Here is a 22777-nt window from a genome sequence, read left to right on the forward strand (position 1 = left end):
GGCGAGGGCGTCGTCCGGCGTCCGCCACGGAGGGGAGAGGCATGAGCGAGCAGCTCACGGTGGGGGTTCTCGGTGCACGTGGTCGCATGGGGTCGACGGTGTGTGCCGCCGTCGAGGCCGCCCCGGACCTCGCGCTCGTCGCCGCGCTCGATGTCGGCGATGACCGGGACGCGCTCGCCGGGGCCGACGTGGTCGTGGACTTCACCACGCCGGACGCGGTGCTCGACAACGTCCGCTGGTGCGTCGAGGCGGGCCGGCACGTCGTCGTCGGCACCACCGGCTTCGACGACCAGCGGCTGGCCACGGTGCGCGGCTGGCTCGGCGACGCGCCGAAGGTCGGAGTGCTGGTCGCCCCGAACTTCGGGGTGGCAGCCGTGCTCATGATGATGTTCGCCGCCCGTGCCGCCCGTTTCTTCGACTCCGTCGAGATCGTCGAGCTGCACCATCCCAACAAGGTCGACGCGCCGAGCGGCACCGCCCGGCGCACGGCCGAGCTCGTGGCGCAGGCCCGCGCGGCCGCCGGACTCACGCCAGGCGGGCCGGACGCGACGGCCACGGCGCTCGACGGCGCCCGCGGCGCGCGGGTCGCGGGCGTGCCCGTGCACGCCGTGCGCCTCGCGGGCCTCGTCGCCCACCAGGAGGTGCTGCTCGGCGGCGCGGGTGAGACCCTGACCCTGCGGCACGACTCCTATGACCGCACCTCCTTCATGCCGGGCGTGCTGCTCGCAGTGCGACGCATCGCCGACCGTCCCGGCCTGACCGTCGGCCTGGAGCACCTGCTCGACCTGGACTGATCTGCTCGACCTGCGTTGGCCTGACTGGCCCGCTCGAGCTGGATTAGTCGCCGGGTGTCCGCGAGGCGGCTCCGCCGCGAAAGATAGGTTTCCGGGTGTGGTCGGACACGTCGACCGCCGGCCGCCGGCGGGTACCCGCAGCGTCTTCGGAATCGATCTGGGCACGACGTTCAGTTGCCTGGCCCGCGTGTCGCGCACCGGGGAGCCGCAGATCGTGCCGCTGTCCGACGGCGCGTTGACCCTGCCGAGCGTCGTGCTGTTCGTGGGCGCGGACGACTATCTCACCGGGCAGACCGCCCGCGAGCTCGCCCGGGCCCGACCCGACGACGTCTGTTCGCTGGTCAAGAGGCGGATGGGCGATGGCGACTGGCGCTTCATCACCCAGGGCGCCGCCTGGTCCGCGCCGGCCGTCAGCGGCCTGATCCTCAAGGCGCTGGTCGCCGACACGGCGCTCGCCACCGGCGAGCGGGTCGAGGACGTCGTGATCACCGTTCCGGCGTACTTCGGTGACGAGGAGCGCCGGGCGACGGTGCTGGCCGGCGAGTACGCGGGGCTCAACGTCGTCGATGTCATCAACGAGCCGACCGCGGCCGCCCTGTCCTACGGGTTCGCCCGCTTCGAGATCGGCAGCCGGCGTACCCTCAGCGGCCCCGGCATCGCGACAGAGGAGGTCGCCCTCGTCTACGACCTGGGTGGCGGCACTTTCGACGTCACCGTCGTCGAGCTCGCGGACCGGCGGGTCTCCGTCGTCGCCATCGACGGCGACCATCAGCTCGGCGGCGCCGACTGGGACGAGAAGATCGTGCTGCACCTGTGCGACCGGTTCCTCGCCGAGCATCCCGGTGCACCGGACCCCCTCGACGAGGGAGCGGGCTCCCAGGCACTGCTGCTCGCCGCCGAGCGGGCCCGCCGGGACCTCACCGACGTCGCCACCACCACCGTCGTCGTCGAGCACGCCGGCCGCCGCACCGGGGTGGTGCTGACCCGCGACGAGCTGGAACGGCTCACCGCCGGGCTGCTCGACCGGACCGTCGCCCTGACCCGGGCTGCCCGCGACGCGGCGCTCGCCCGCGGGGTCCGCGGCATCGACCGGATCCTGCTCGTCGGCGGTGCCTCCCGGATGCCCGCCGTGGCCCGCCGCCTCGCCGCCGAGTTCGGGGTGCCCGTCGAGCTGTCCGACCCGGATCTCGCGGTCGCCCGCGGCGCTGCCGTCTACGGCGAGAAGAAGGCCCTGGAACGGCTGGTGCTCGCCGATCTGGTCACCCGCGGCCAGCTCGTCGACGGCGCCGGGGCGGACGCCGCCGCCCCGGCCGATCTGGACGCGGCCTGCCGGCGGCTCGCCGACGCGCTGGGCCTGCCCGCCCAGCGGGTGCGTCGTACCGTCGAGGTGCAGGTCGTCAACGTCGTCTCCCGCGGCTTCGGCGTGCTGGCGCTCAGCCGTCTGGGCGAGCAGGGCGCGGTGTTCCTGGTGCACCGCAACGACCGGCTGCCGATTGCGGTCCGGCGGTCCTTCGGGACCGTGCGCGACGACCAGGACGCCGTCACCGTCTACGTGGTCGAACAGGCCGGTGGGATGGAGTCGACCCGGGTCGAGGACAACAAGGTGATAGCCGAGGCCGAGATCACCGGCATCCCGCCCGGCTTCCCGGCCGGGTCGCAGATCCAGATCGTCTTCCGGATGGGCTTCGACGGCATCCTCGAGGTCACGGCCACCCACGAGGGTCTCGCCGATCGACCGCTGACGGTGCGGGTCGAGACGTCGGCGGCGCTGAGCCAGGCCGACGTGGCTCGCGAGCGGGAGCAGGTCGCCCGGGCCCGCCGGGAACGCGGTGGCCTCCCGGGCGTCGACGGCCGGCCGGGTCCGGGCGGGCCCCCCGGGGGACCCGGCGGACCCTCCGGGCCGGGCGGGCCGGAGGGCGGACTGGGCGGTATGTCGGGCGGCTGGGTCTGACGGGGGACGACGATGCGGGCTTTCGAATCCGACGACTACCGTCGCCGGGTGCTCGCCGTGGTGCACCGCCGCGGCGGCGCCGAGCACAGCGACCCGTTCGAGATCTACGACATCCCGTTGGCGGAGGTGGACACGCTCGACGACGCGGCGATCCGTGCCCGCATCGCCGAGGTCTGGGCCTTCTGGCAGCGCAGCCGGGACCATCCCCGCTACCGTGGCGTGATCATCGGTCTGCTCGACCTGCACACCGAGCTGTCCGCGGCGCTCGCCGACCGAACCTCGCGCCTGGCCCTGCGCGATCGGGTCGCCGCCGCCCGCGCCGCCCGGGACGACGAGCGGTTCGCCGCGCTCGATGCCGCCGTCGCCCGCCTCGTCGCCCGGTTCGGGGGCATCCCGGCCGACCGGGTCGCCGGCCTGCGGGCGTGGGCGGCGACCCAGGGCATCGACGAGTCCGCGTTCGCGCTGCGGACCCGCCGCCATCGGATCGTCCCCGCGGGCCCGGCCACCGGACCGACCGACCGGCCACAGCCCGAGCCGATTCCCGCCGAGGTGCTCCGCCAGATCCGCGCGGATCTCGACGAGCTGGGTCGGATCACCGCGTCCGCCCCGCCACGCAGCCTGTTCGGCCTGCTCGGCGTGCCGCCCGGCGCCTCGCGCGAGCAGATCCGGGACCTGCGCGACGAGGCGCTGGTCCGCAATCGCGCTCGCCGGCCGGACCGCCGCCGCGCGCTGCTCGACGACCTGTTGGCCGCCGTCGGCGCGCTGCTGGTCGAGGGGGACGCGGACGCCTACCTCGATGCGCTCGCCGTCGCGACGAGCGAGCGGCTGCGGCCGCGGGTGGCGGCGGCGGTCCTCGTCGAGGACGCGCTGCTCCCGGCGGAGGCGGCCGAACTCGTCGCCGAGGCGCAGGCGGACGGCCTCGACCCGCACCGCGCGCGTGCCGTGGTCCGCTCCCTCGCCCGGGAGCAGGGGGTCACCGCGCCGCCGCTGCCGCCTCCTGTTGCGCCACGGCCTCCTGTTGCGCCGTTGCCTCCGGCCACGCTGCCCCCTCCTGTTGCGCCATGGCCCCCGGCCGCCCCACTGCCCCCAGCCGCGCCGCCGGGTTCCTCCCGGCCGCCGGGCCCAGGCTCCTCCCGGCCGGGTCCAGGCGCGTTCCCCGATCCGGCGGCCGCAGCGGGACGGGGACCGCACCCCGGCGCCCCGCACCCCGGCGGCCCGCCTCCTGCCCGTGCGGACGCCTGGCGCGCGGCGGTCTCCCGCGCCCGTGCGGCGCTGCGGGCCGGCCGTCCGGTGGAGGCCGGCGAGCACGTGGCGGCCGCCCGCGAGTTCGCGGGCGAGACCCTGCCGCCCATCCGGGCGATGGACGACGAGGTGGAGACCGCGATCCGGGCAGCGGCCGACCGGTGGGCGGCGCTCGCCCCGCTGATCGCGGCCGGGCGGTACCGGGCGGTGATTCCCGCGGCCCGGCGGCTCGCCGAGACCGGCGCTGACGTGCCCGGCCCGGGTAACCAGCTCGTCGGGGAGCTGCTGTCCCTGGCCGAGGCCCGCTGCAGCGCCGCCGACGCGCTCGTCGCCCGCGCCCGGACGGCCGGTGCGCCCGACCACGACCGCCTCCTCGATGAGGCCCTCGCCCTGGTCACCGACCATGCCGAGGCGTCGGCGCTGCTCGCGCGAAGCCGGCCCGGCCCCGCCCCGACGTCGCCGCCCCAGCCCTCGGTGCCCCGTCCCTCGGTGCCCCGTCCCTCGGCGGCCACTTCTCCGTCGGCCGCGCCGGGTGGTCCGGCGGGCGTGGCCCCGCTCGGGGGCACCGTCGCCCCGCCGGCGGTGGTACGGGCTCGGCGGGATGGCCGTTCGGTCCTGGTGAGCTGGCAACCGTCGACGACCGCCGGCGAGGTGCGATACCGGGTCACCCGGTTCACCGCCGACGGCGTCGGCCGGGCGGTCGGCGTGACCGCGGGCAGCAGCCTCGAGGACGGTGGCGTACCGCCCGACGGTGCCATTCCGCGTTACGAGGTCGCCGCGGGCGTGGGCGGGACCTGGTCCGCACCGGCCGGGACGGCCGAGCCCGGCCCGCCGCCCGCTGACCCGGTGCCGTCCGCTGACCTGGTGCCGCCGACCGGTGTGCCGTCGCCGGGCGCGCCAGGGGCGCCAGTGCGGCTGCCGGTGGGTTCCGCGACCGGCGCCGAGGCCCCTTCGTCGACCAGGGGCGTCGACGAGCCGGATGCAGGCTGCGCCGGGCCTGCCGTCAATGCCGCCGACGCCCTGCCCCCGCCCGTCGGGCTACGGTGGGCCGATGAACGGCTGCAATGGACCTGGCCGGCGGGCTGCACGGAGATGATGGTGGTCTGGCGACCGGACGAGCCGCCGACGGCCGCCGACGATCCCCGCGCGCAGGCCCGTAAGGTGACCAACACTCGCTACGAGATCGACGGCGGAGTCGCCCTCCCGCCAGGCCGTCCCCTGCACGTCGCGTTGTTCTGCTGCACGCGTCAGGCGGGGCGACTGGCCGTGGCGGCCTTGGCCGGGGCCCGGCTCCGGCTTGCGCCGGGGGGCGACGGGGCTGGCCGGTGAGGGCCCGGGCGACGGTCGCGGTCCTGGTCGCTGCCTGCCTGTTCTACCTCGGCCTGATCGGCTGGCGCGGTGTCGTCCTGCTCGGCGACGATCGCTGGGCCGCTCGCGGGCTCGGCGCCGGGGTGCTGTTGCTGCCCGTGGTCGGGCTCGTCGTCATCGCGCGTGAGCTGCGGTTCGGCCGTGAAAGCGGTCGGCTCACCCGCATGCTGGCGGCCGGCACCGAGGTCGGCCCCGGGATCGCCGGCGAGATCGGTACCGTGGGCGACGCCCAGGCCGCCAGGACGGGCTTGGCCGGCGGTGCGGGCGATGCGGGCGGTGCCGGCGGTGCGGGCGGTGCCGGCGCTGCCGGCGGTGCCGGCGGTGCGGGCAGGGCCAGGGCGGACGAGCCGGTCGCAGCCGGCGAGCCAGTCCTGGTTCGCCGGCCTTCGGGGCGCATCGATCGGGCCTCCGCCGATGCCGTGTTCGCGCGACGGCGGGCCGAGGTGGAGGCGGACCCGGGCGACTGGCGGCGCTGGTACCGGCTCGCGGTCTCCTACGGCGACGCCGGCGACACCCGCCGGGGACGCGCGGCGATGCGGCACGCGATCGCCCTCGAGCGCGACCCCTGCTGATCGGGCGGGCCGGCTCCGGCCCGGGAATCTGGCGGGATGCGGCCGCGCGATTGCCAGCCGACTCGGCCTGCGACGCCCGGCCGCGTCCACCGGCCGGACGGCGGCGGTTTGCTCACCGAATGCGAACGGTTCAGTCGGAGCATTGACCATCCACGCGACGTGATCAGGTGTGGTGCCTGACCGCGGATTTCCTGGTAACAGGCTGACGTTGGGGGAGGGGGTGGTGGACTAGCCGGCCGACGCCCTGTGTACCATGCCCCAGAGGTCGGTGTAGCCGGCCGTCTAGACTACTGGGGGGTAGTGCTGTGGTGGTGTCGCGCGGCCTTTCATGGCCGATCCGGCAGTGGCTATGCTGACCACCCGGGCGGACCGGCGGCTACGGTGATCCCTCGATTCCGGATGATCTGAGGTCCGGTTTCACCTGCTCATGCGGCGCCGTCCGACCCGCTGCGCCGCACTCCTGCCTGGCTCTCGGGATGCGGTCCATCCGCGCCGCCGCCCGTCCCAGCGGCGGTCGGTTGCCACTTTCCAGGGTCCTCGATGTTTCAGATCCGGGAGCACTCGACGTGCGTGCGATAGTGACCGGCGGCGCCGGCTTCCTCGGCAGTCACCTCTGTGAGCGTCTGCTCGGCGAAGGCTACGAGGTCATCTGCTTCGACAACTTCCTCACCGGCCGGCCGGACAACGTCGAGCACCTGCTCGTCGATCCCCGTTTCCGCCTGGTCAACCGGGACGTGAATGATTTCATCTATGTTTCCGGCCCGGTCGACGTCGTGCTGCACTTCGCCTCCCCGGCATCGCCCCTCGATTACTATGAGCTGCCGATCGAGACGCTCAAGGTCGGCTCGCTCGGCACGTTCCACGCCCTGGGCCTCGCCCGGGAGAAGCGCGCCCGATTCCTGCTCGCCTCCACCTCGGAGTCCTATGGGGATCCCCAGGTCAATCCGCAGCCGGAGACCTACTGGGGCAACGTGAACCCGGTCGGCCCGCGCAGCGTCTACGACGAGGCGAAGCGTTTCGCCGAGGCCGTGACGATGGCCTACCGCCGCAAGCACGGCGTCGACACGGCGATCGTGCGGATCTTCAACACCTACGGTCCCCGGATGCGCGTGGATGACGGGCGTGCCATCCCCGCCTTCGTCTCTCAGGCGCTGCGCGGGGAGCCCATCACCGTCGCCGGCGACGGCTCCCAGACCCGGTCCATCTGCTACGTCGACGACCTGATCGACGGGATCGTCCGACTGCTGCACTCGGATCTGCCCGGCCCGGTCAACATCGGCAACCCGCACGAGATGTCGATCCTCGACACGGCAAAGCTGGTGCGCGACCTGTGCGGGTCGACGGCGCCGATCACCTTCGTCCCCCGCCCCCAGGACGATCCCTCCGTCCGGCAGCCGGACATCACCATCGCCCGCACCCGGCTCGGCTGGGAGCCGAAGACGAGCCTGCACGACGGCCTGACCCGGACGATCTCCTGGTTTGCCGGCCAGCTCACCGAGAGCCGCCAGGTCGCCTGAGCACACGGTGCGCTCTCTCGGCGCCACCGGCCGCCTCGCGACGGGATCGGGTTCGGCTCCGCTTTCCGGCCCCGCATTCACCGGCGTTGTTCGGTCGCGGAGTGCGTGCGCGAGGTTACCGGAATCCGGGCGTGCGGAGTGTGCGGGTGCGACACTCCCAAAACCGCGCGCTCACACCGCGCGCTCACAGTGCCGCCGCGATGGCGGCGGCCGGCCCCGTCGGCGCTGGCACCCGGAGCGCCGGCCGGTCCGGGAGCCCGTGTGTCGGCGCGGCCAGCGGCGCCCGGTCGACCGGGAATGCCGGGGCGGTGACCGTTCGACCTGGGGGTTATGTTCTCCTGTGCCTGTTGTCTGTGCCGCCTGCGTTGTGGTGTCCCTCGAACCGTCCACCGGGAACCCGGGTCGTCCGGGGTGAGGAACAGCCGGGTCGTCGGGCCATCCGAGGTGCCTGGACAGCCGGGTTCGCCGCGGAGCCAAGTTGACGGTGAGCGAGTTGACGAAGAGGAACTGGATGGTCGAGGTATGACGTCGACGGACCGGACCGGGACCGTCCTGGTGACCGGCGCCGCGGGATTCATCGGCTCGCACACCTGTGTCGACCTCCTCGCGGCGGGGCACCGAGTTGTCGGTGTGGACAACTTCGTCAACAGCTCGCCGCGGGTTCTGGACCGGCTGCGCAAGGTTGCCGACCGGGACCTTGAGTTCGTCCGGCTCGACGTGCGCGACCGGGCGGCTCTCGGCGAGGTGTTCCGCCGCCGGCCGATCGACGCTGTGATCCACTTCGCCGCGCGCAAGGCGGTGGGCGAGTCGGTCGAGATGCCGCTGGAGTACTACGACACCAACGTCAACGCCACGCTTGGCCTGGTCAGCGTCATGGCCGAGCACGGCGTGCACCGCCTGGTCTTCTCGTCGTCCTGCTCCATCTACGGCACGGTCGACACGGTGCCGATCACCGAGGACACCCCGGCCCGGCCGACCAACCCCTACTCGCGCACCAAGTGGATGTGCGAGCAGATCCTCGCCGACGTGTGCGCCCGCGATCCGGCCTGGCACGTCATCTCGCTGCGGTACTTCAACCCCACCGGGGCGCACGAGTCGGGCCTGCTCGGCGAGGATCCCCACGGGGTGCCGAACAACGTCATGCCCTACCTCGCCCAGGTGGCGGTGGGCCGGCGCGCCGAGCTGTCCATCTTCGGTGACGACTACCCCACCCCCGACGGCACCGGGGTGCGCGACTACATCCACGTGGTCGACCTCGCCGAGGGCCATCGCCTGGCCCTCGACCACCTCGCCGACCAGTCGGGACACCGGGTCATCAACCTGGGAACCGGCACCGGGACGTCCGTGCGGGAGCTGCACGCGGCGTTCTCCGCCGCCTGTGGCCGGGATCTTCCCTGCCGCGTCGTGCCCCGGCGGCCCGGGGACGTCGCCGCGCTCGTCGCCGACGCCACGCTCGCCCGCGAGGCGCTCGGCTGGACCGCTCGCCGCAGCGTCGCGGACATGTGCCGGGACGCCTGGCAGTTCCAGCGCCTCAATCCAGGGGGGTACGACGATGAAGAGGAGCCTGATGAGCACGTCGGACAGTCATGAGGACGCGGCGGCGCCGGGCAGCGGGCCCCGACCGCGGCTGACGGTCATCGGAACCGGCTACCTCGGCGCCACGCACGCGGTCTGCATGGCCGAGCTGGGCTTCGAGGTGCTTGCCGTCGACGTCGACCACTCGAAGATCGAGCGGCTCTCCGCGGGCGAGATCCCGTTCTTCGAGCCCGATCTCGCCGATCTGCTGCGGGCGAACCTCGCGACCGGCCGGCTTCGCTTCACCACCTCCTTCGAGGAGATCGCCGAATTCGGCGACGTGCACTTCGTGTGCGTCGGCACGCCGCAGCGTCCCGACGGGTACGGGGCGGATCTCAGCCATCTCAACGCGGCCATCGAGCGGTTGGCGCCCCTGCTGACCAGGCCGTGCCTGGTGGTCGGCAAGTCCACCGTCCCGGCCGGCACGGCCGCCGGGATCGCCCGTTCCCTCGCCCGGCTCGCCCCGGCGAACGCCGGGACCGATGCCCACATCGTCTCCGACCTTGCCGGCGTGCAGCTCGCCTGGAACCCGGAGTTCCTGCGCGAGGGCTTCGCCGTCGCCGACACCCTGCATCCCGACCGGCTCGTGTTCGGGGTCGCCTCGCCCGCCGCCGAGGGGGCGCTGCGGGCAGCCTTCGCCCCGGTGATCGCCCAGGGCGTGCCGGTGATCGTGACCGACTACGCGACCGCCGAGCTCGTCAAGACCGCGGCGAACTCCTTCCTCGCCACGAAGATCTCCTTCATCAACGCGATGGCCGAGGTGTGCGAGGCGGTCGACGCCGACGTGCTCACCCTGGCCGAGGCGCTGTCCCACGACGTCCGCATCGGTGGCAACTTCCTGCGTCCCGGCGTCGGGTTCGGCGGCGGCTGCCTGCCCAAGGACATCCGCGCCTTCCAGGCGCGTGCCGACGAGCTCGGCGTCGGCGTCGCGCTGCGGTTCCTGCGCGAGATCGACGAGATCAACAACCGGCGCCGGGACCGGGTCGTCGACCTGGTCGCCGCGGCGCTCGACGGCACGCTGGCGCACCGGCGGCTGCTCGTGCTCGGCGCCGCCTTCAAGCCCAACTCGGACGACGTGCGCGACTCGCCGGCGCTCGCGGTCGCGGACCTGTTGGCCCGCACCGGCGCCGACGTGACGGTCGTCGATCCGGTGGCGACCCCCAACGCGCGGCGCGCCCTGCCCGGCGTCGCCTACAGCGAGACCGTCGAGGACGTGGCCGCGGACGCCGACGCCGTCGTGCTGCTCACCGAGTGGCGCCAGTTCGCCGAGCTCGACCCGGCCCGGCTGGGCCAGCTCGTCCGCCGCAAGCTCATCATCGATGCCCGACACGCCCTCGACGGCGACCGGTGGCGCCAGGCCGGCTGGGTCTACCTGGCCCCTGGCCGGCCCACGGGCGTCATCCCCAGCCCCGTGCCGGAGCAGCGGCCGCGGTTCGGGCTGCCGGCCGCAGCCGGCCCGGACGGCGCGGCCGCCCGGGACGCGGAGATCGAGACGCCGGTGGGACGCCGATCCTGACGGGCGCGGGTGTGCCGCTCGCCGGCCCGGGGCCCGATGGCGCAGGGGCCCCGTCCCGGCGGGACGGTTCTGGTGATCCGCGGAGTAGGGTGCAACGCATGCGTCGTCTCGTTCGACATCGGTGAGCCCCGCCCGGCGTCGCGGTCGGCCGCGCCCGGGACGACAGGTGCCCGTCCGTTCGAGATCGATGAGGAGACCTCCCGGCGATGAGTGACGCGCCGATCGTCCGCCCCCTGCCCGTCAGCGGTTTCCCGGAATGGCTGCCCGAGGTCCGGATCGTCGAGCAGCGCTGGCTCGACACGATCCGGGGGACCTTCGAGCGTTACGGCTTCTGCTCGGTGGAGACCCCGTCGGTCGAGGCGCTGGACGTGCTCACCGCGAAGGGGGAGACCTCCCAGGAGGTCTACACGCTGCGCCGCCTGCAGGCCGACGCCGACGACGACAGCGCCCGCCTCGGCCTGCACTTCGACCTGACCGTGCCGTTCGCCCGGTACGTGGCCGCGCACTTCAACGAGCTCGTCTTCCCGTTCAAGCGCTACCAGATGCAGCGGGTGTGGCGCGGCGAGCGGCCCCAGGAGGGCCGGTTCCGCGAGTTCACCCAGTGCGACATCGACGTCATCAACGTCGACCGGGTGCCCCTGCACTTCGACGCCGAGCTGCCCCGGATCGTCCACGAGGTGCTCGGCACCCTGGGCGTCCCGCCCTGGACCCTCAACATCAACAACCGCAAGGTGCTGCAGGGGTTCTACGAGGGGCTGGGGATCGGCGATCCGCTCGCGGTGATCCGGATCGCCGACAAGATGGACAAGGTCGGTCCCGACGGCGTCGCGAACCTGCTCGCCGCCCAGGCCGGCCTCGACGCGGACCAGGTGCGGGCCTGCCTCGATCTCGCCGCGATCCGGGCGACGGGCCCCGGGGTCGTCGACGAGGTGCGCCGCCTCGGCGTGAAGTCGGATCTGCTCACCGAGGGCCTTGACGAGCTCGCCCAGGTCCTCGAGGACCTGGCCGACCTGCCCACGGGCAGCGTCGTCGCGGACCTGTCCATCGCCCGCGGCCTCGACTACTACACCGGCACGGTCTACGAGGCGAAGTTCGTCGACTGGCCCGACTTCGGCAGCATCTGCTCCGGCGGGCGGTACGAGAACCTCGCCGGCTCGTTCATCCGTCGCAACCTGCCCGGGGTCGGCATCTCCATCGGCCTGACCCGCATCTTCGCCAAGCTCCTCGCCGAGGGCCTGCTGCCGAGCGGCCCGGCGAGCCCCGCCGACGTGCTCGTGGTGATCCCCGCCGCGCAGCGCCGGGCGGCGGCGCTGGCCACCGCGACCGCCCTGCGCGCCCGCGGGCTGAAGGTCGAGACCTACCACCAGCCGGACAAGCTCGCCAAGCAGGTCCGCTACGCCGCCCGCAAGGGCATCGGCTTCGTCTGGTTCCCTCCCTTCGACGAGGGGCGGGAGCACGAGGTGAAGAACATGGCGACCGGTGACCAGGCTGCCGCCGACCCCGCCGCCTGGACCCCCACCTCGACCTGACCTGACCTCATGCTGACCTGACCCCGACCTGGCTCCGCCGCCGACCGGGCCTCGATGCCGACCGGGCCTCGATGCCGACCAGGCCTCGATGCCGACCAGGCCTCGGCATGGCCCCGGCCCCGGCCTGGCGGGTTCCGGGATGCGCGCGGCGGGTGGGCCGCCGCGCCATCGCGGGGGAGGGCTGCCCGCCGCGACGTGGCTGGGCGGCCGGGGATTGACGGGGGCGGAGACCCCCGACCGCGCCAGGCCACGTCCGTGAGCGGGCACTGCGACTCCTCGTCGTTGGGGACTGACGAGGCGTCCACAACCGGTGTACCACGCTCGCGCCGACCCCCAATCCCTGTGCGCCGATCGCGTGACCGGACGGGTAAGTGGGTGCCGACACCGGCCGCGTTGGGCGATTGCTGGCCCGCTCGACTGATTGCTGACCGGCTCGACTGATTGCGCAGTGGCCCGCCGGCCCGCTGCGGCCGACTGCGACCGGGCAGTCCTGGGGCGCGCCGATCGCGGCCGGCGGCCAGGCGGCGGAGGTGGGTTCGCGAGGTCCGCCGCACACCGGGGACCCCGGGGCGTCTACCGTGGTCGCAGTCCGCGCCGGGGCAAGGGTTGCCCCGGGTGCCGCGGTGGGCGATGGAGGTGGCAGTGTCCGAGCCGGCGTCCGAACCGAATCCCGGGACGGCGTCCCAGGCGGTACCCGGCGGGGCGACGCCGGTGTCCGCGACGGCGCCCGCGGGTCCCGCGACCGCCCGGCTGCGGGTCCAGGTGATCGCGAAGACCGAGTTCATCCCGCCGGCGGACGTGCCGTGGAGCACCGATGCGGACGGCGGCCAGGCGCTGGCGGAGTTCGCCGGCCGGGCCTGCTACCAGAGCTGGAGCAAGCCCAACCCGGCGACCGCGACCAACGCGGGCTACCTGCGCCACATCCTCGACGTGGGGCACCTGTCGGTGCTCGAACACGGCACCGTCTCGCTTTACCTCACCGGCGTCTCGCGCAGCCTCACCCACGAGCTGGTCCGGCACCGGCACTTCTCCTACAGCCAGTTGTCCCAGCGTTACGTCCCCGAGCGCGACGCGGCGATCGTCGAGCCCGAGGTCGTGGCCGGCGACCCGGAGCTGCACGCCCTGTTCGAGCAGGCGGCGGCGGCGTCCCTGGAGGCGTATGGCCGGCTGCTGGAGGGGTTGGAGAAGCGGTTCGCCGACATCGCCGCCCCCACCTCGCGGCGCAAGCAGGCCCGGCAGGCCGCCCGCTCGGTCCTGATGAACGCGACCGAGACCCGCATCGTCGTGACCGGGAACTACCGGGCGTGGCGGCATTTCATCGCGATGCGCGCCAGCGAGCACGCCGACGTGGAGATTCGCGGTCTCGCCGTCACGATCCTGCGCGAGCTGCAGGCGGTGGCGCCGAACGTCTTCGCGGATTTCCGGATCTCCGCCCTGGAGGACGGCACGGAAGTCGCCTCCAGTCCGTTGGTCGGGGAGGGCTGAGTTGGTCGGGGAGGGCTGAGGCAGCCGGCGCCGGTCGGCCGAAGGAGGAGCAGCGGATGACCAGTGTCGTTGACGCGGCGCGGCGGGAGGACTCGGGCGAGGCCTCGGGCCCGCTGTCCGCCGCGGAGCTCGACCTGCTCAACGCCTACTGGCGGGCGGCGAACTATCTGTCCGTCGGCCAGATCTACCTGCTGGACAATCCGCTGCTCACCGAGCCGCTGCGCGCCGAGCACGTCAAGCCGCGTCTGCTGGGGCACTGGGGCACCACGCCGGGGCTCAACCTGATCTACGCCCACCTGAACCGGCTGATCCGCCGCCTCGACCTGAATGCCGTCTACGTCATCGGCCCGGGGCACGGCGGCCCCGGAATCGTGGCGAACGCCTACCTTGAGGGCACCTACAGCGAGGTCTATCCCTCGATCGGCCGAGATGCCGACGGATTGCGGCGGCTGTTCCGCCAGTTCTCCTTTCCCGGCGGCATCCCCAGCCATGTCGCCCCCGAGGTGCCCGGTTCCTTCCACGAAGGTGGCGAGCTCGGCTACGCGCTCACCCATGCGTTCGGCGCCGCCTTCGACAATCCCGACCTGGTGGTCTGCGCAGTCGTCGGCGACGGCGAGGCGGAGACGGGGCCGCTGGCCGCGAGCTGGCATTCCAACAAGTTCCTCGATCCGGCCCGCGACGGCGCGGTCCTGCCGATCCTGCACCTCAACGGTTACAAGATCGCCGAGCCGACCGTGCTGGCCCGCATCCCCGAGTCCGAGCTCGACGAGCTGCTGCGCGGCTACGGCTACCGGCCGTACCACGTCACCGGTGACGACCCGGCCGTGGTGCACCAGCGGATGGCGGGGGTGCTGGAGGAGGCGCTCACCGAGATCCAGGCGATTCAGCACCGCGCCCGGGAGCAGGGCGAGACCACCCGTCCGGTCTGGCCGGTGATCGTGCTGCGCACCCCCAAGGGCTGGACGGGCCCCGCCGTCGTCGACGGCAACCGGGTCGAGGGCAGTTGGCGTTCCCACCAGGTGCCCGTCGCCGAGGTGCATGACAATCCCGAGCACCTCGCCCAGCTCGAGTCGTGGCTGCGCAGCTACCGCCCGGAGGAGTTGTTCGACGCCGACGGCCGGCTGGTGCCCGAACTCGCGGCGCTCGCCCCGACGGGCAACCGGCGGATGAGCGCCAACCCGCACGCCAACGGCGGCGAGCTGCTGCGCGACCTGACCCTGCCGGACTTCCGTGACTACGCCGTCGACGTCACCGCGCCGGGCACCACCCTGACCGAACCGACCCGGCTCCTCGGCCGGTTCCTGCGCGACGTGATGGCGGCCAACCCGACCACGTTCCGGGTCATGGGCCCCGACGAGACGGCGTCGAACCGGCTCGGCGCCCTGTTCGAGGTGACGAACCGGGCCTGGAACGCGCGGATCGAGCCGGGCGACGACCACCTCGCCGTCGACGGCCGGGTCATGGAGGTGCTCTCCGAGCATCTGTGCCAGGGCTGGCTCGAGGGTTACCTGCTCACGGGCCGGCACGGGCTGTTCTCCTGCTACGAGGCGTTCATCCACATCGTCGACTCGATGGTCAACCAGCACGCGAAGTGGCTCAAGACCACCCGGCACATCCCCTGGCGGCGGCCGATCGCCTCGCTGAACTACCTGCTGACCAGCCATGTCTGGCGGCAGGACCACAACGGCTTCTCCCATCAGGACCCCGGGTTCATCGACCACGTCGTGAACAAGAAGGCCGAGGTCGTCCGGGTGTACCTGCCGCCGGACGCCAACACCCTGCTCTCCGTCGGTGACCACTGCCTGCGCAGCCGGCACTACATCAACGTGATCGTGGCCGGCAAGCAGCCGGCGCTGAACTACCTGTCGATGCCCGACGCGATCGCGCACTGCACACGCGGCCTGGGCATCTGGGACTGGGCGAGCAACGACCACCTGACCGCCAGGGACGGCCTGGCCGGTGGGGACGGCGTGGCCGGCGGGGACGGGCTGCCCGACGTCGTGATGGCCTGCGCCGGCGACATCCCGACCCTGGAGACGCTGGCGGCGGTGGACATCCTGCGCCAGCACTTCCCGGACCTGAAGGTCCGCGTCGTCAACGTCGTCGACCTGATGTGCCTGCAGGACTCCGCCGAGCACCCGCACGGCATCTCCGACGCCCGCTTCGACGCGCTGTTCACCACCGACCGCCCGGTCATCTTCGCCTACCACGGCTACCCGTGGCTGATCCACCGGCTCACCTACCGCCGCCGCAACCATCAGAACCTGCACGTGCGCGGCTACATCGAGGAGGGGACGACCACCACCCCCTTCGACATGGTCATGCTCAACAACCTGGACCGTTTCCACCTCGTGGTCGACGTCATCGACCGGGTGCCGAGCCTGGGCGCCCGGGCCGCCCACGTCCGCCAGCGGATGGTCGACGCCCGCCTCGCCGCCCGCGCCTACACCCGCGACCACGGCGAGGACGACCCGGAGATCCGCGACTGGACCTGGCCGTACTGACGGTGATCGGCCCGACGGTGAACGTCCTGGTGGTCAATGCCGGGTCGGCGAGCCTCAAGCTGCGGCTGATCGGCCCGGACGACACCCTGCTCGCCGCCCGGGACCTCGACACCCCGGCCGGCCGCGCCGACCCGGCCGAGCTCGCCGCGGCGCTGGGCGAGTTCACCGGCGCCGCGGACGGCGAGCCGGCCGCGGTCGGGCACCGGATCGTGCACGGCGGCACCGAGTTCACCCATCCGGTGCTCGTCGACGCGCCGGTGGCCGACCGGCTGCGCGCGCTGACCGCGCTCGCCCCGCTGCACCAGCCGGCGGCGCTCGACGCGCTCGACGCCGTGCGGGCGGCGCTGCCCGAGGTCGACCAGGTCGCCTGCTTCGACACGGCGTTCCACAGCCGGCTGCCCGCGGCGGCGATGACCTACGCCCTGCCGGCCCGGTGGCGGGAACGTTACGGCATCCGCCGCTACGGCTTTCACGGGCTCTCCCACGCCCACGCCTCCCGCCGCGCGGCCCGGCTCACCGGCGCCCGGCGCATCGTGACCTGCCACCTGGGCTCGGGCGCCTCGCTGGCCGCGGTGCTCGACGGGGTCGGCGTCGACACGACGATGGGCTTCACCCCGCTGGAGGGCCTGGTGATGGGCACCCGCTCGGGCAGCGTCGACCCGGGTGCCCTGCTGTGGCTGCAGACCGAGGCCGGCGTGAGCGCCGCGGAGCTCACCGACGGTCTGTTCCGCTCGGCCGGGCTGCTCGGGCTCGCCGGCACCGCGGACCTGCGCGCGGTCGAGGCCGGCGCCGCCGGTGGTGACCCGGCCTGCGGGCTAGCCCTGGATGTCTACCTGCACCGCCTGCGGGCGCAGATCGCGGCGATGACCGCGGCGCTCGGCGGGCTGGACGCCCTGGTGTTCACCGGCGGGGTCGGGGAGGGCTCGGCGACGGTCCGGGCCGGCGCCGCGGCGGGACTCGGGTACCTGGGGGTGGCGGTCGACCCGGCGCGCAACGCCGCCCCCGTCGATGGCACGGTCGACCGGGAGATCGGCGTGCCGGGGGCGGCGGTGCGCACGCTGGTCCTCGCCGCCCGGGAGGATCTGGAGATCGCCCGCGGGGTCCGGAGCGTCCTCGCCGGTGGCGCTGGGTGAGCAACAGCGGATGAGCCGGTAATGTCCTGATTCGTGATGGGGACCGTCGGTGCGGCCGGGGCTGGGGCCGGGCCCGGCGCGTTCGGCCGGCTACGGCGGTGGAGCCGGCGTGACGACGCCGAGCACGCCCCCGTTCTCGACCTCACCGACGTCGACGAGGTCACGATGACCCTGCTCGCCCCGCCGGCGCCCTTCCAGGGACTGCGGCGGCGGGTGGTCGACCAGTTCACGATCCTCAGCGCCAACCGGTGCCGGCTGGCGCGCTCGGTCAACTGGGGTCCGCTGGACGACGTGCTCAACCAGGTCGTGCCGGTGACGGGGGCGGGCCGGGTGAACACCGTCGGCAGGCTGCCGCCCGAGGTGCTGGTACTGCTGCCGGTCTCGACGCTGTCCAAGCGGGCCCTCGTGGCCTTCGACCTGACCGGCCCGGGGGGCTCGGACGCGCACCTGATGCCCTACGGCACGTCGGTGGCCCTGCAGGGAAACCTGATCGCCAGGCTCGCCGATCCGCTCGGGGCGCCGCTGGAGGAGCCGGCCCGCCGCATGGTCGACGCCATCTCCCGCTTCCGCCCCGGCCGGCTGTCCGGCAACTATCCACGGCTGGTGCCGGGGCGGGGGCGCCCGCTGCGGCTCGACGCGATCCGCACCTACCTGGAGCGCGAGGCCGAGCTTGCCGTGCCGGCGTCCCGGCTGCGCCGGTGGCAGGACCAGGTCGTCGACGCCGAACGGGTGCTGGCCGCCGCCCTCGCCGAGCCGTTCGATCCCCTCAGCAGCGCCGAGACGCTGCTGCTCGCCGTCGGGGAGCTCTGGCGGGACCCGGACGTCCCCGACGGGCGCGACCTGGCCGCCGTCGAGCGGTACCTGACCGGCTTCACCACCTGGATCGACGCGCTGGTCGGCGTCGGGGCGGCAGCCGAACCGGTGCTGACGACCGTGGCGGAGTACGGGCGGCGCTGGGAGGCGCTCGCCGCCGTCACCCTCGACCCCTACCGGCCGTTCCTGATCAAGACGAGCGAGGAGCTGCGCACCGTGCTCATCCGCGGCCGTCCGGTGCTCGGCCGGTCCGGACCGCCGTGGCGCCAGCTCCTGCACCCCGCGGCGCTGGTCGACGTCGACTCGGGCGGCACGGGCAGCTACCACGTCAGCATCGGCACCGACGACACGAGCATCGAACTCGACACGCCGATGATGATCGACCTGTTCGGCGACCCGGTGCCGCGCACCTACATCGAGGACGTCCAGCGCAACCGGGAGGTGTACGCCTTCTACACCACCGACGCGCGCCGGCCGCCACGATCCCGGCTGGTCGTGGGGCTCAGCGTCTCCGCGGACGTCTCCCGCATCACCGGCGCGATCGGCGTGCTGATGCTGCTCACGGTGGGCCTGTCCGCCCTGCCCGTCGAGCTGGCCCCGGATGCCGTCGCCGTGATCACGCTGCCCTCCTCGTTCGCGGCGACGGTGCTGCTCACCCGGGAGCGCAGCAGCCTGGCCGCCTGGGTCCTCGGTCCGGCGAAGACGACCCTGCTCGCCCTGCTGGTGGCGCTGGCGGTCCTCGCCGGGCTGCGGGCCAGCGGCTGGCACGCCCCGCCCGATCCGGCGCCGCCGGCCCCCGCCGCCGCGGTGACGGATTCGCCCGCGCGGCCCGCGGAAGCCGCCGTGACCGTCCCCGACCGGCCCGGTGGCGGTACGCTGGAGGCTCTGTAGCGGCGAACGGGACGGTGGCGGATGCCGAAGAACTACGGCCCGGGTGTGGCGCTCGGCCCGCTCCGTTCCGGTGGGCTGCGGTCGCTGGTGCGCCTGGGTCGCCGGGACCTGTGGATCCGGCTGGACCGCAACATGCTGGGCGCGGGCGACCGCGGGAGCGTGCCGGGGCTGGGATCGCCCGGTCGGGTGTCCGGGGGGTCTGTTCGCACGCACTAGTCGTTCCCGCCCCTGTTTCCCGCCCCTCGTCGGCCCGCCCGATGCCGTTCGGTGCCACGGTCGGGCCCGGCCGCAGCGATCGTCGGCGGCGCGCGGCCGACTGGCGCCACCGCCGTCGGTGGCGGTAGCGGGTGGGCCGGGCGCGCGCGTCCGGGGGGTCGGTCACGCTGTCGGGCCAGGCCGGACGAGATCGCGACCGCGGGCGTGTCGGCCGGTGGGGAGGCGGCTCGGTCTGGCGCGGCCGGTTCTCACCCTGCCGCCGCGGCGCGTCGGTGCCGGATGCGGCGGGTGCGCGGACGAGGCGGGTGCGCGGACGAGGTGTGGTGTGCGCGAGCGAGGCGGGTGGGTGCGGACGAGGCGTGGCGGGTGTGGATGCGGGCGTGCGGATGCGCGGGCGCGGATGTGGCTTGGTGCGCGGGGGTGATGGGGATCGAGTGTTGGCGGACGGCCTGCCCGCCGGTGCGGTGCGGCCGTCCGGTCTGGGCGGGTGTGCCCCGCGCGGGCCGCGCCGGTCTGGCCGGGGTGGCGGGTCGGGCGGACGATGGGTCCGCGCCGGGTGCCGTACGGCGCCGGGTGCGGCAAGGGTGTGGGCAGCAAGGGTGGATTGTCCGGAGGTTCGGCGGTTTCGCGCCGGCCGGAGAGATGATGTCGGAGGTGCGCTCTAGCGTGACCGGTATGTCAGTGTTGCCGCCGGCGCCGTTCGGGCGCATGATCACGGCGATGATCACGCCGTTCCTGGCGGACGGCGCTCTCGACGAGGCGGGTGCGGCGCAGCTCGCGGTCCGCCTGGTGGACGCGGGCAACGAGGCGCTCGTCGTCAACGGCACGACCGGGGAGTCGCCGACCACGACCGACGCGGAGAAGGCCCGCCTGGTGCGGGTCGTCGTCGAGGCCGTGGCCGGGCGCGCCCGCGTCGTCGCCGGCGTCGGGACCAACGACACCGCCCACACGGCGGAGCTTGCCCGGGCGGCCGAGGGCGCGGGCGCCCACGGGCTGCTCGTCGTCGCGCCTTACTACAGCAAGCCGCCGCAGGCCGGGCTCGCGTTGCACTTCACCACCGTCGCCGACGCGACCGGCCTGCCCGTTATGATCTATGATATTCCCGGCCGGACGGGGGTGCCGGTGGAGACCGACACCCTGATGCGGCTGGCCGAACACCCGCGTATCGTCGCGGTCAAGGACGCCAAGGACGACCTGGCCGCCTCCTCCTGGGTGATGGCGCGGACGGATCTGGCGTATTACTCCGGCACGGACGCGCTTACCCTGCCGCTTCTGTCCATCGGGGCCTGTGGGGTCGTCAGCGTCGTCTCGCACGTGGCCACCCCGGCGATCCGTGCCATGATCGAGGCCATTGGGGCCGGTGAGGTGGGTCGGGCGATCGCGCTGCATCAGGGCTTGCTGCCCGCGTATGAGGGAATCTTCCGAACCCAGGGGGTGATCCTGGCCAAGGCCGCGCTGCGGCTCGCCGGGCTGCCGGCTGGTCCGGTCCGGCCGCCGCTGGTCGATGCCACCCCCGCCGAGGTCGCACGGCTGCGTGCCGACCTCGCCGCGGCGACGCTCGACGTGGGCGACCCGCGCGGGGCTGGCACACGCCAGGTACCGTCCGGTCCGCCGGCCGGGCTCGCCGTCATGGCGGCGGGTGAGGTCTCATGAGCCGCCCGCACCCCGACTACGGCCCGCCCCCGCCGCTGCGCGCGGACGGCCTGCGGATCATCCCGCTCGGCGGAGTCGGCGAGATCGGCCGCAACATGACCGTCTTCGAACACTCCGGCCGGCTGCTCATCGTCGACTGTGGCGTGCTGTTCCCGGAGGACTTCCAGCCCGGGATCGACCTGATCCTGCCGGACTTCACCGCCATCCGGGACCGGCTGGCCGACATCGACGCGCTGATCCTCACCCACGCGCACGAGGACCACATCGGTGCGGTGCCCTACCTGTTGCGGGAGCGCCGCGACATCCCGATCATCGGCACCCGCCTCACGCTGGCGCTGCTGAACGCGAAGCTCGCCGAGCACCGGATCAAGGCGGTCACGCAGGAGATCCGCGAGGAGGAGCGGCACACCTACGGGCCGTTCGAGTGCGAGTTCTTCGCGGTCAACCACTCGATTCCGGACGCGGTGGCCGTCGCCATCCGCACCGAGGCCGGCCTCGTCCTGCACACCGGCGACTTCAAGATGGACCAGCTCCCGCTCGACGGTCGGCTCACCGACCTCGGCGGCTTCGCCCGGCTCGGCCGCGAGGGCGTGGACCTGCTGCTGTCCGACTCGACCAACGCCGAGGTGCCCGGGTTCGTCGCCTCGGAGCGGGAGATCGCCCCGGTGCTCGACGGGGTGTTCCGGGACGCGACCCGCCGGATCATCATCGCCTGCTTCGCCAGCCACGTGCACCGGGTGCAACAGGTCCTCGACGCCGCCGAGGCGCACGGCCGCTCGGTCTGCTTCGTCGGCCGCTCGATGGTGCGCAACATGGGCGTCGCGCGCGACCTCGGGCTGCTGCGGGTGCCGCCGGGTCTGATCGTCGACGCCCGGGACGTGGACTCGCTTCCCGACCGCAACATCTGCCTGATCTCCACCGGGTCGCAGGGCGAACCGCTGTCGGCGCTGTCCAGGATGGCCAACCGCGACCACCAGATCCGCATCCAGGCCGGGGACACCGTCGTGCTGGCGTCCAGCCTCATCCCCGGCAACGAGAACGCGGTCTTCCGGGTCATCAACGGTCTGACCCGCTACGGCGCGAAGGTCGTCCACAAGGGCGTCGCCAAGGTGCACACCTCCGGCCACGCCCCCGCGGGCGAGCTGCTCTACGTCCTCAACGCCACCCGGCCGTCCAACGTCATGCCGGTGCACGGCGAATGGCGTCACCTGCGGGCGCACGCGAAGCTCGCCGAGGCCACCGGCGTGCCGCCGGACCACGTGGTTCTCGCCGAGGACGGCATGGTCATCGACCTGATCGACGGCCGGGCGCGGATCACCGGCGCGGTGCCCTGCGGCTACGTCTACGTCGACGGCGCCGCGGTCGGCGACGTCGGTGAGCCGAGCCTGAAGGACCGCCGGATCCTCGGTGAGGAGGGGTTCATCACGATCACCGTCGTGGTGGACGCCGCCGCCGGCAAGGTCGTCGTCGGCCCCGACCTGTCCGCCCGCGGCTTCACCGACTCGCCCGCCACCTTCGACTCGGTGGCCCGGCTGGTCAGTGACGGGCTCGCGGACGCGATGCGCGGCGGGATGAACGACACCTCGGCCCTGCAGCAGCTCGTGCGGCGCACGGTCGGCCGCTGGGTCAACGAGCACTACCGCCGTCGGCCGATGATCGTTCCGGTCGTTCTGGAGGTCTGATCCGGCGGGGTGGCCCGTCCTCGCCTGCCCGTGCGGGTGGGTGTGCCCAGCACGGCACGCCCGGTTCGTCGGGGTTGCAGGGACTCGGCCGCCTCCCTGTGTACCGTTTCTACGGTGGCCACACGTACCAGCGGCGCGCGTACGCGTGTGCAGACGGGGACGGCCACGTCCCCGCCGGGGGGCGATGGGCGTCGGACAGCAACGCGCGGTGGCGCGGGCGGCAAGAGCCGCCCGGCCTCCGGCGGCAAGGCCCGCGTGCCCGCGGCCGGCCGCGCGGCGCGGCCCGGGGGATCCACCCGGCCCGCGCCCGCAGGCCGGGCGAAGGCGCAGGACCGG

15 protein-coding genes are annotated in these 22777 nt (G+C 73.7%); all 15 read left to right on the forward strand.

What is annotated here, in order from left to right; all coding sequences use genetic code 11:
* Nucleotides 1-41: 41 nt before the first annotated feature.
* The gene (dapB, locus tag AC5R91_RS25225) at nucleotides 42-794 is read left to right on the forward strand and encodes a 4-hydroxy-tetrahydrodipicolinate reductase (protein WP_495393778.1); all 753 of its coding nucleotides are present in this window, start codon (nucleotides 42-44) and stop codon (nucleotides 792-794) included.
* 97 nt (nucleotides 795-891) lie between these two features.
* Entirely contained in the window at nucleotides 892-2745 is a 1854-nt protein-coding gene (locus tag AC5R91_RS25230) for an Hsp70 family protein (protein WP_495393779.1), read from the forward strand.
* Between the two features lie 12 nt (nucleotides 2746-2757).
* Complete coding sequence (locus AC5R91_RS25235; RefSeq protein ID WP_495393780.1) at nucleotides 2758-5316, forward strand: hypothetical protein; 2559 nt, start codon at nucleotides 2758-2760, stop codon at nucleotides 5314-5316.
* Nucleotides 5313-5927 (forward strand): hypothetical protein, encoded by a 615-nt coding sequence (locus tag AC5R91_RS25240; RefSeq protein WP_495393781.1) that lies wholly within the window; start codon nucleotides 5313-5315, stop codon nucleotides 5925-5927. Before AC5R91_RS25235 ends, AC5R91_RS25240 begins: the two co-directional genes overlap by 4 nt.
* 566 nt (nucleotides 5928-6493) lie before the next feature.
* Nucleotides 6494-7444, forward strand: a complete 951-nt coding sequence (locus AC5R91_RS25245; protein WP_495393782.1) for a UDP-glucuronic acid decarboxylase family protein — start codon at nucleotides 6494-6496, stop codon at nucleotides 7442-7444.
* Nucleotides 7445-7966: 522 nt separating this feature from the next.
* A complete protein-coding gene (gene galE / locus AC5R91_RS25250) occupies nucleotides 7967-9034 on the forward strand; it encodes a UDP-glucose 4-epimerase GalE (RefSeq protein ID WP_495393783.1) in 1068 nt (355 codons plus the stop codon).
* The gene (locus AC5R91_RS25255; protein WP_495393784.1) at nucleotides 9012-10535 is read left to right on the forward strand and encodes a UDP-glucose dehydrogenase family protein; all 1524 of its coding nucleotides are present in this window, start codon (nucleotides 9012-9014) and stop codon (nucleotides 10533-10535) included. The genes galE and AC5R91_RS25255 overlap by 23 nt, the downstream gene beginning before the upstream one ends.
* Before the next feature lie 206 nt (nucleotides 10536-10741).
* Complete coding sequence (hisS, locus tag AC5R91_RS25260; protein WP_495393785.1) at nucleotides 10742-12064, forward strand: histidine--tRNA ligase; 1323 nt, start codon at nucleotides 10742-10744, stop codon at nucleotides 12062-12064.
* A 642-nt stretch (nucleotides 12065-12706) separates the two neighbouring features.
* Nucleotides 12707-13549 carry an FAD-dependent thymidylate synthase gene (gene thyX / locus AC5R91_RS25265; RefSeq protein ID WP_495393786.1) on the forward strand — a complete coding sequence of 281 codons (843 nt, stop codon included), beginning with the start codon at nucleotides 12707-12709 and terminating at the stop codon, nucleotides 13547-13549.
* Between the two features lie 56 nt (nucleotides 13550-13605).
* Nucleotides 13606-16053 (forward strand): phosphoketolase family protein, encoded by a 2448-nt coding sequence (locus AC5R91_RS25270; RefSeq protein ID WP_495393787.1) that lies wholly within the window; start codon nucleotides 13606-13608, stop codon nucleotides 16051-16053.
* A gap of 17 nt (nucleotides 16054-16070) precedes the next feature.
* On the forward strand, nucleotides 16071-17186 hold the full coding sequence (locus tag AC5R91_RS25275; RefSeq protein ID WP_495393788.1) for an acetate/propionate family kinase: 1116 nt from the start codon (nucleotides 16071-16073) through the stop codon (nucleotides 17184-17186).
* A gap of 36 nt (nucleotides 17187-17222) precedes the next feature.
* Nucleotides 17223-18890: a hypothetical protein gene (locus tag AC5R91_RS25280; protein WP_495393789.1), complete on the forward strand. Its 1668-nt coding sequence runs from the start codon at nucleotides 17223-17225 to the stop codon at nucleotides 18888-18890.
* Nucleotides 18891-18911: 21 nt separating this feature from the next.
* Nucleotides 18912-19106 carry a hypothetical protein gene (locus AC5R91_RS25285; RefSeq protein WP_495393790.1) on the forward strand — a complete coding sequence of 65 codons (195 nt, stop codon included), beginning with the start codon at nucleotides 18912-18914 and terminating at the stop codon, nucleotides 19104-19106.
* A 645-nt stretch (nucleotides 19107-19751) separates the two neighbouring features.
* Nucleotides 19752-20759, forward strand: coding sequence for a 4-hydroxy-tetrahydrodipicolinate synthase (gene dapA, locus AC5R91_RS25290; protein WP_495393791.1), 1008 nt, complete (start codon nucleotides 19752-19754; stop codon nucleotides 20757-20759).
* The gene (locus tag AC5R91_RS25295) at nucleotides 20756-22441 is read left to right on the forward strand and encodes a ribonuclease J (protein WP_495393792.1); all 1686 of its coding nucleotides are present in this window, start codon (nucleotides 20756-20758) and stop codon (nucleotides 22439-22441) included. Before dapA ends, AC5R91_RS25295 begins: the two co-directional genes overlap by 4 nt.
* The last annotated feature ends 336 nt before the right edge of the window (nucleotides 22442-22777 follow it).

It is taken from the genome of Frankia sp. BMG5.60 (assembly GCF_059428125.1).

Excerpts from the sequence above, each read along its gene's own strand:
- dapB (WP_495393778.1), top strand. The coding sequence starts at position 42 with ATGAGCGAGCAGCTCACGGTGGGGGTTCTCGGTGCACGTGGTCGCATG.
- AC5R91_RS25235 (WP_495393780.1), top strand. The coding sequence starts at position 2,758 with ATGCGGGCTTTCGAATCCGACGACTACCGTCGCCGGGTGCTCGCCGTG.
- galE (WP_495393783.1), top strand. The coding sequence starts at position 7,967 with ATGACGTCGACGGACCGGACCGGGACCGTCCTGGTGACCGGCGCCGCG.
- AC5R91_RS25255 (WP_495393784.1), top strand. The coding sequence starts at position 9,012 with ATGAGCACGTCGGACAGTCATGAGGACGCGGCGGCGCCGGGCAGCGGG.
- hisS (WP_495393785.1), top strand. The coding sequence starts at position 10,742 with ATGAGTGACGCGCCGATCGTCCGCCCCCTGCCCGTCAGCGGTTTCCCG.
- AC5R91_RS25270 (WP_495393787.1), top strand. The coding sequence starts at position 13,606 with ATGACCAGTGTCGTTGACGCGGCGCGGCGGGAGGACTCGGGCGAGGCC.
- AC5R91_RS25280 (WP_495393789.1), top strand. The coding sequence starts at position 17,223 with ATGGGGACCGTCGGTGCGGCCGGGGCTGGGGCCGGGCCCGGCGCGTTC.
- AC5R91_RS25285 (WP_495393790.1), top strand. The coding sequence starts at position 18,912 with ATGCCGAAGAACTACGGCCCGGGTGTGGCGCTCGGCCCGCTCCGTTCC.
- dapA (WP_495393791.1), top strand. The coding sequence starts at position 19,752 with ATGTCGGAGGTGCGCTCTAGCGTGACCGGTATGTCAGTGTTGCCGCCG.
- AC5R91_RS25295 (WP_495393792.1), top strand. The coding sequence starts at position 20,756 with ATGAGCCGCCCGCACCCCGACTACGGCCCGCCCCCGCCGCTGCGCGCG.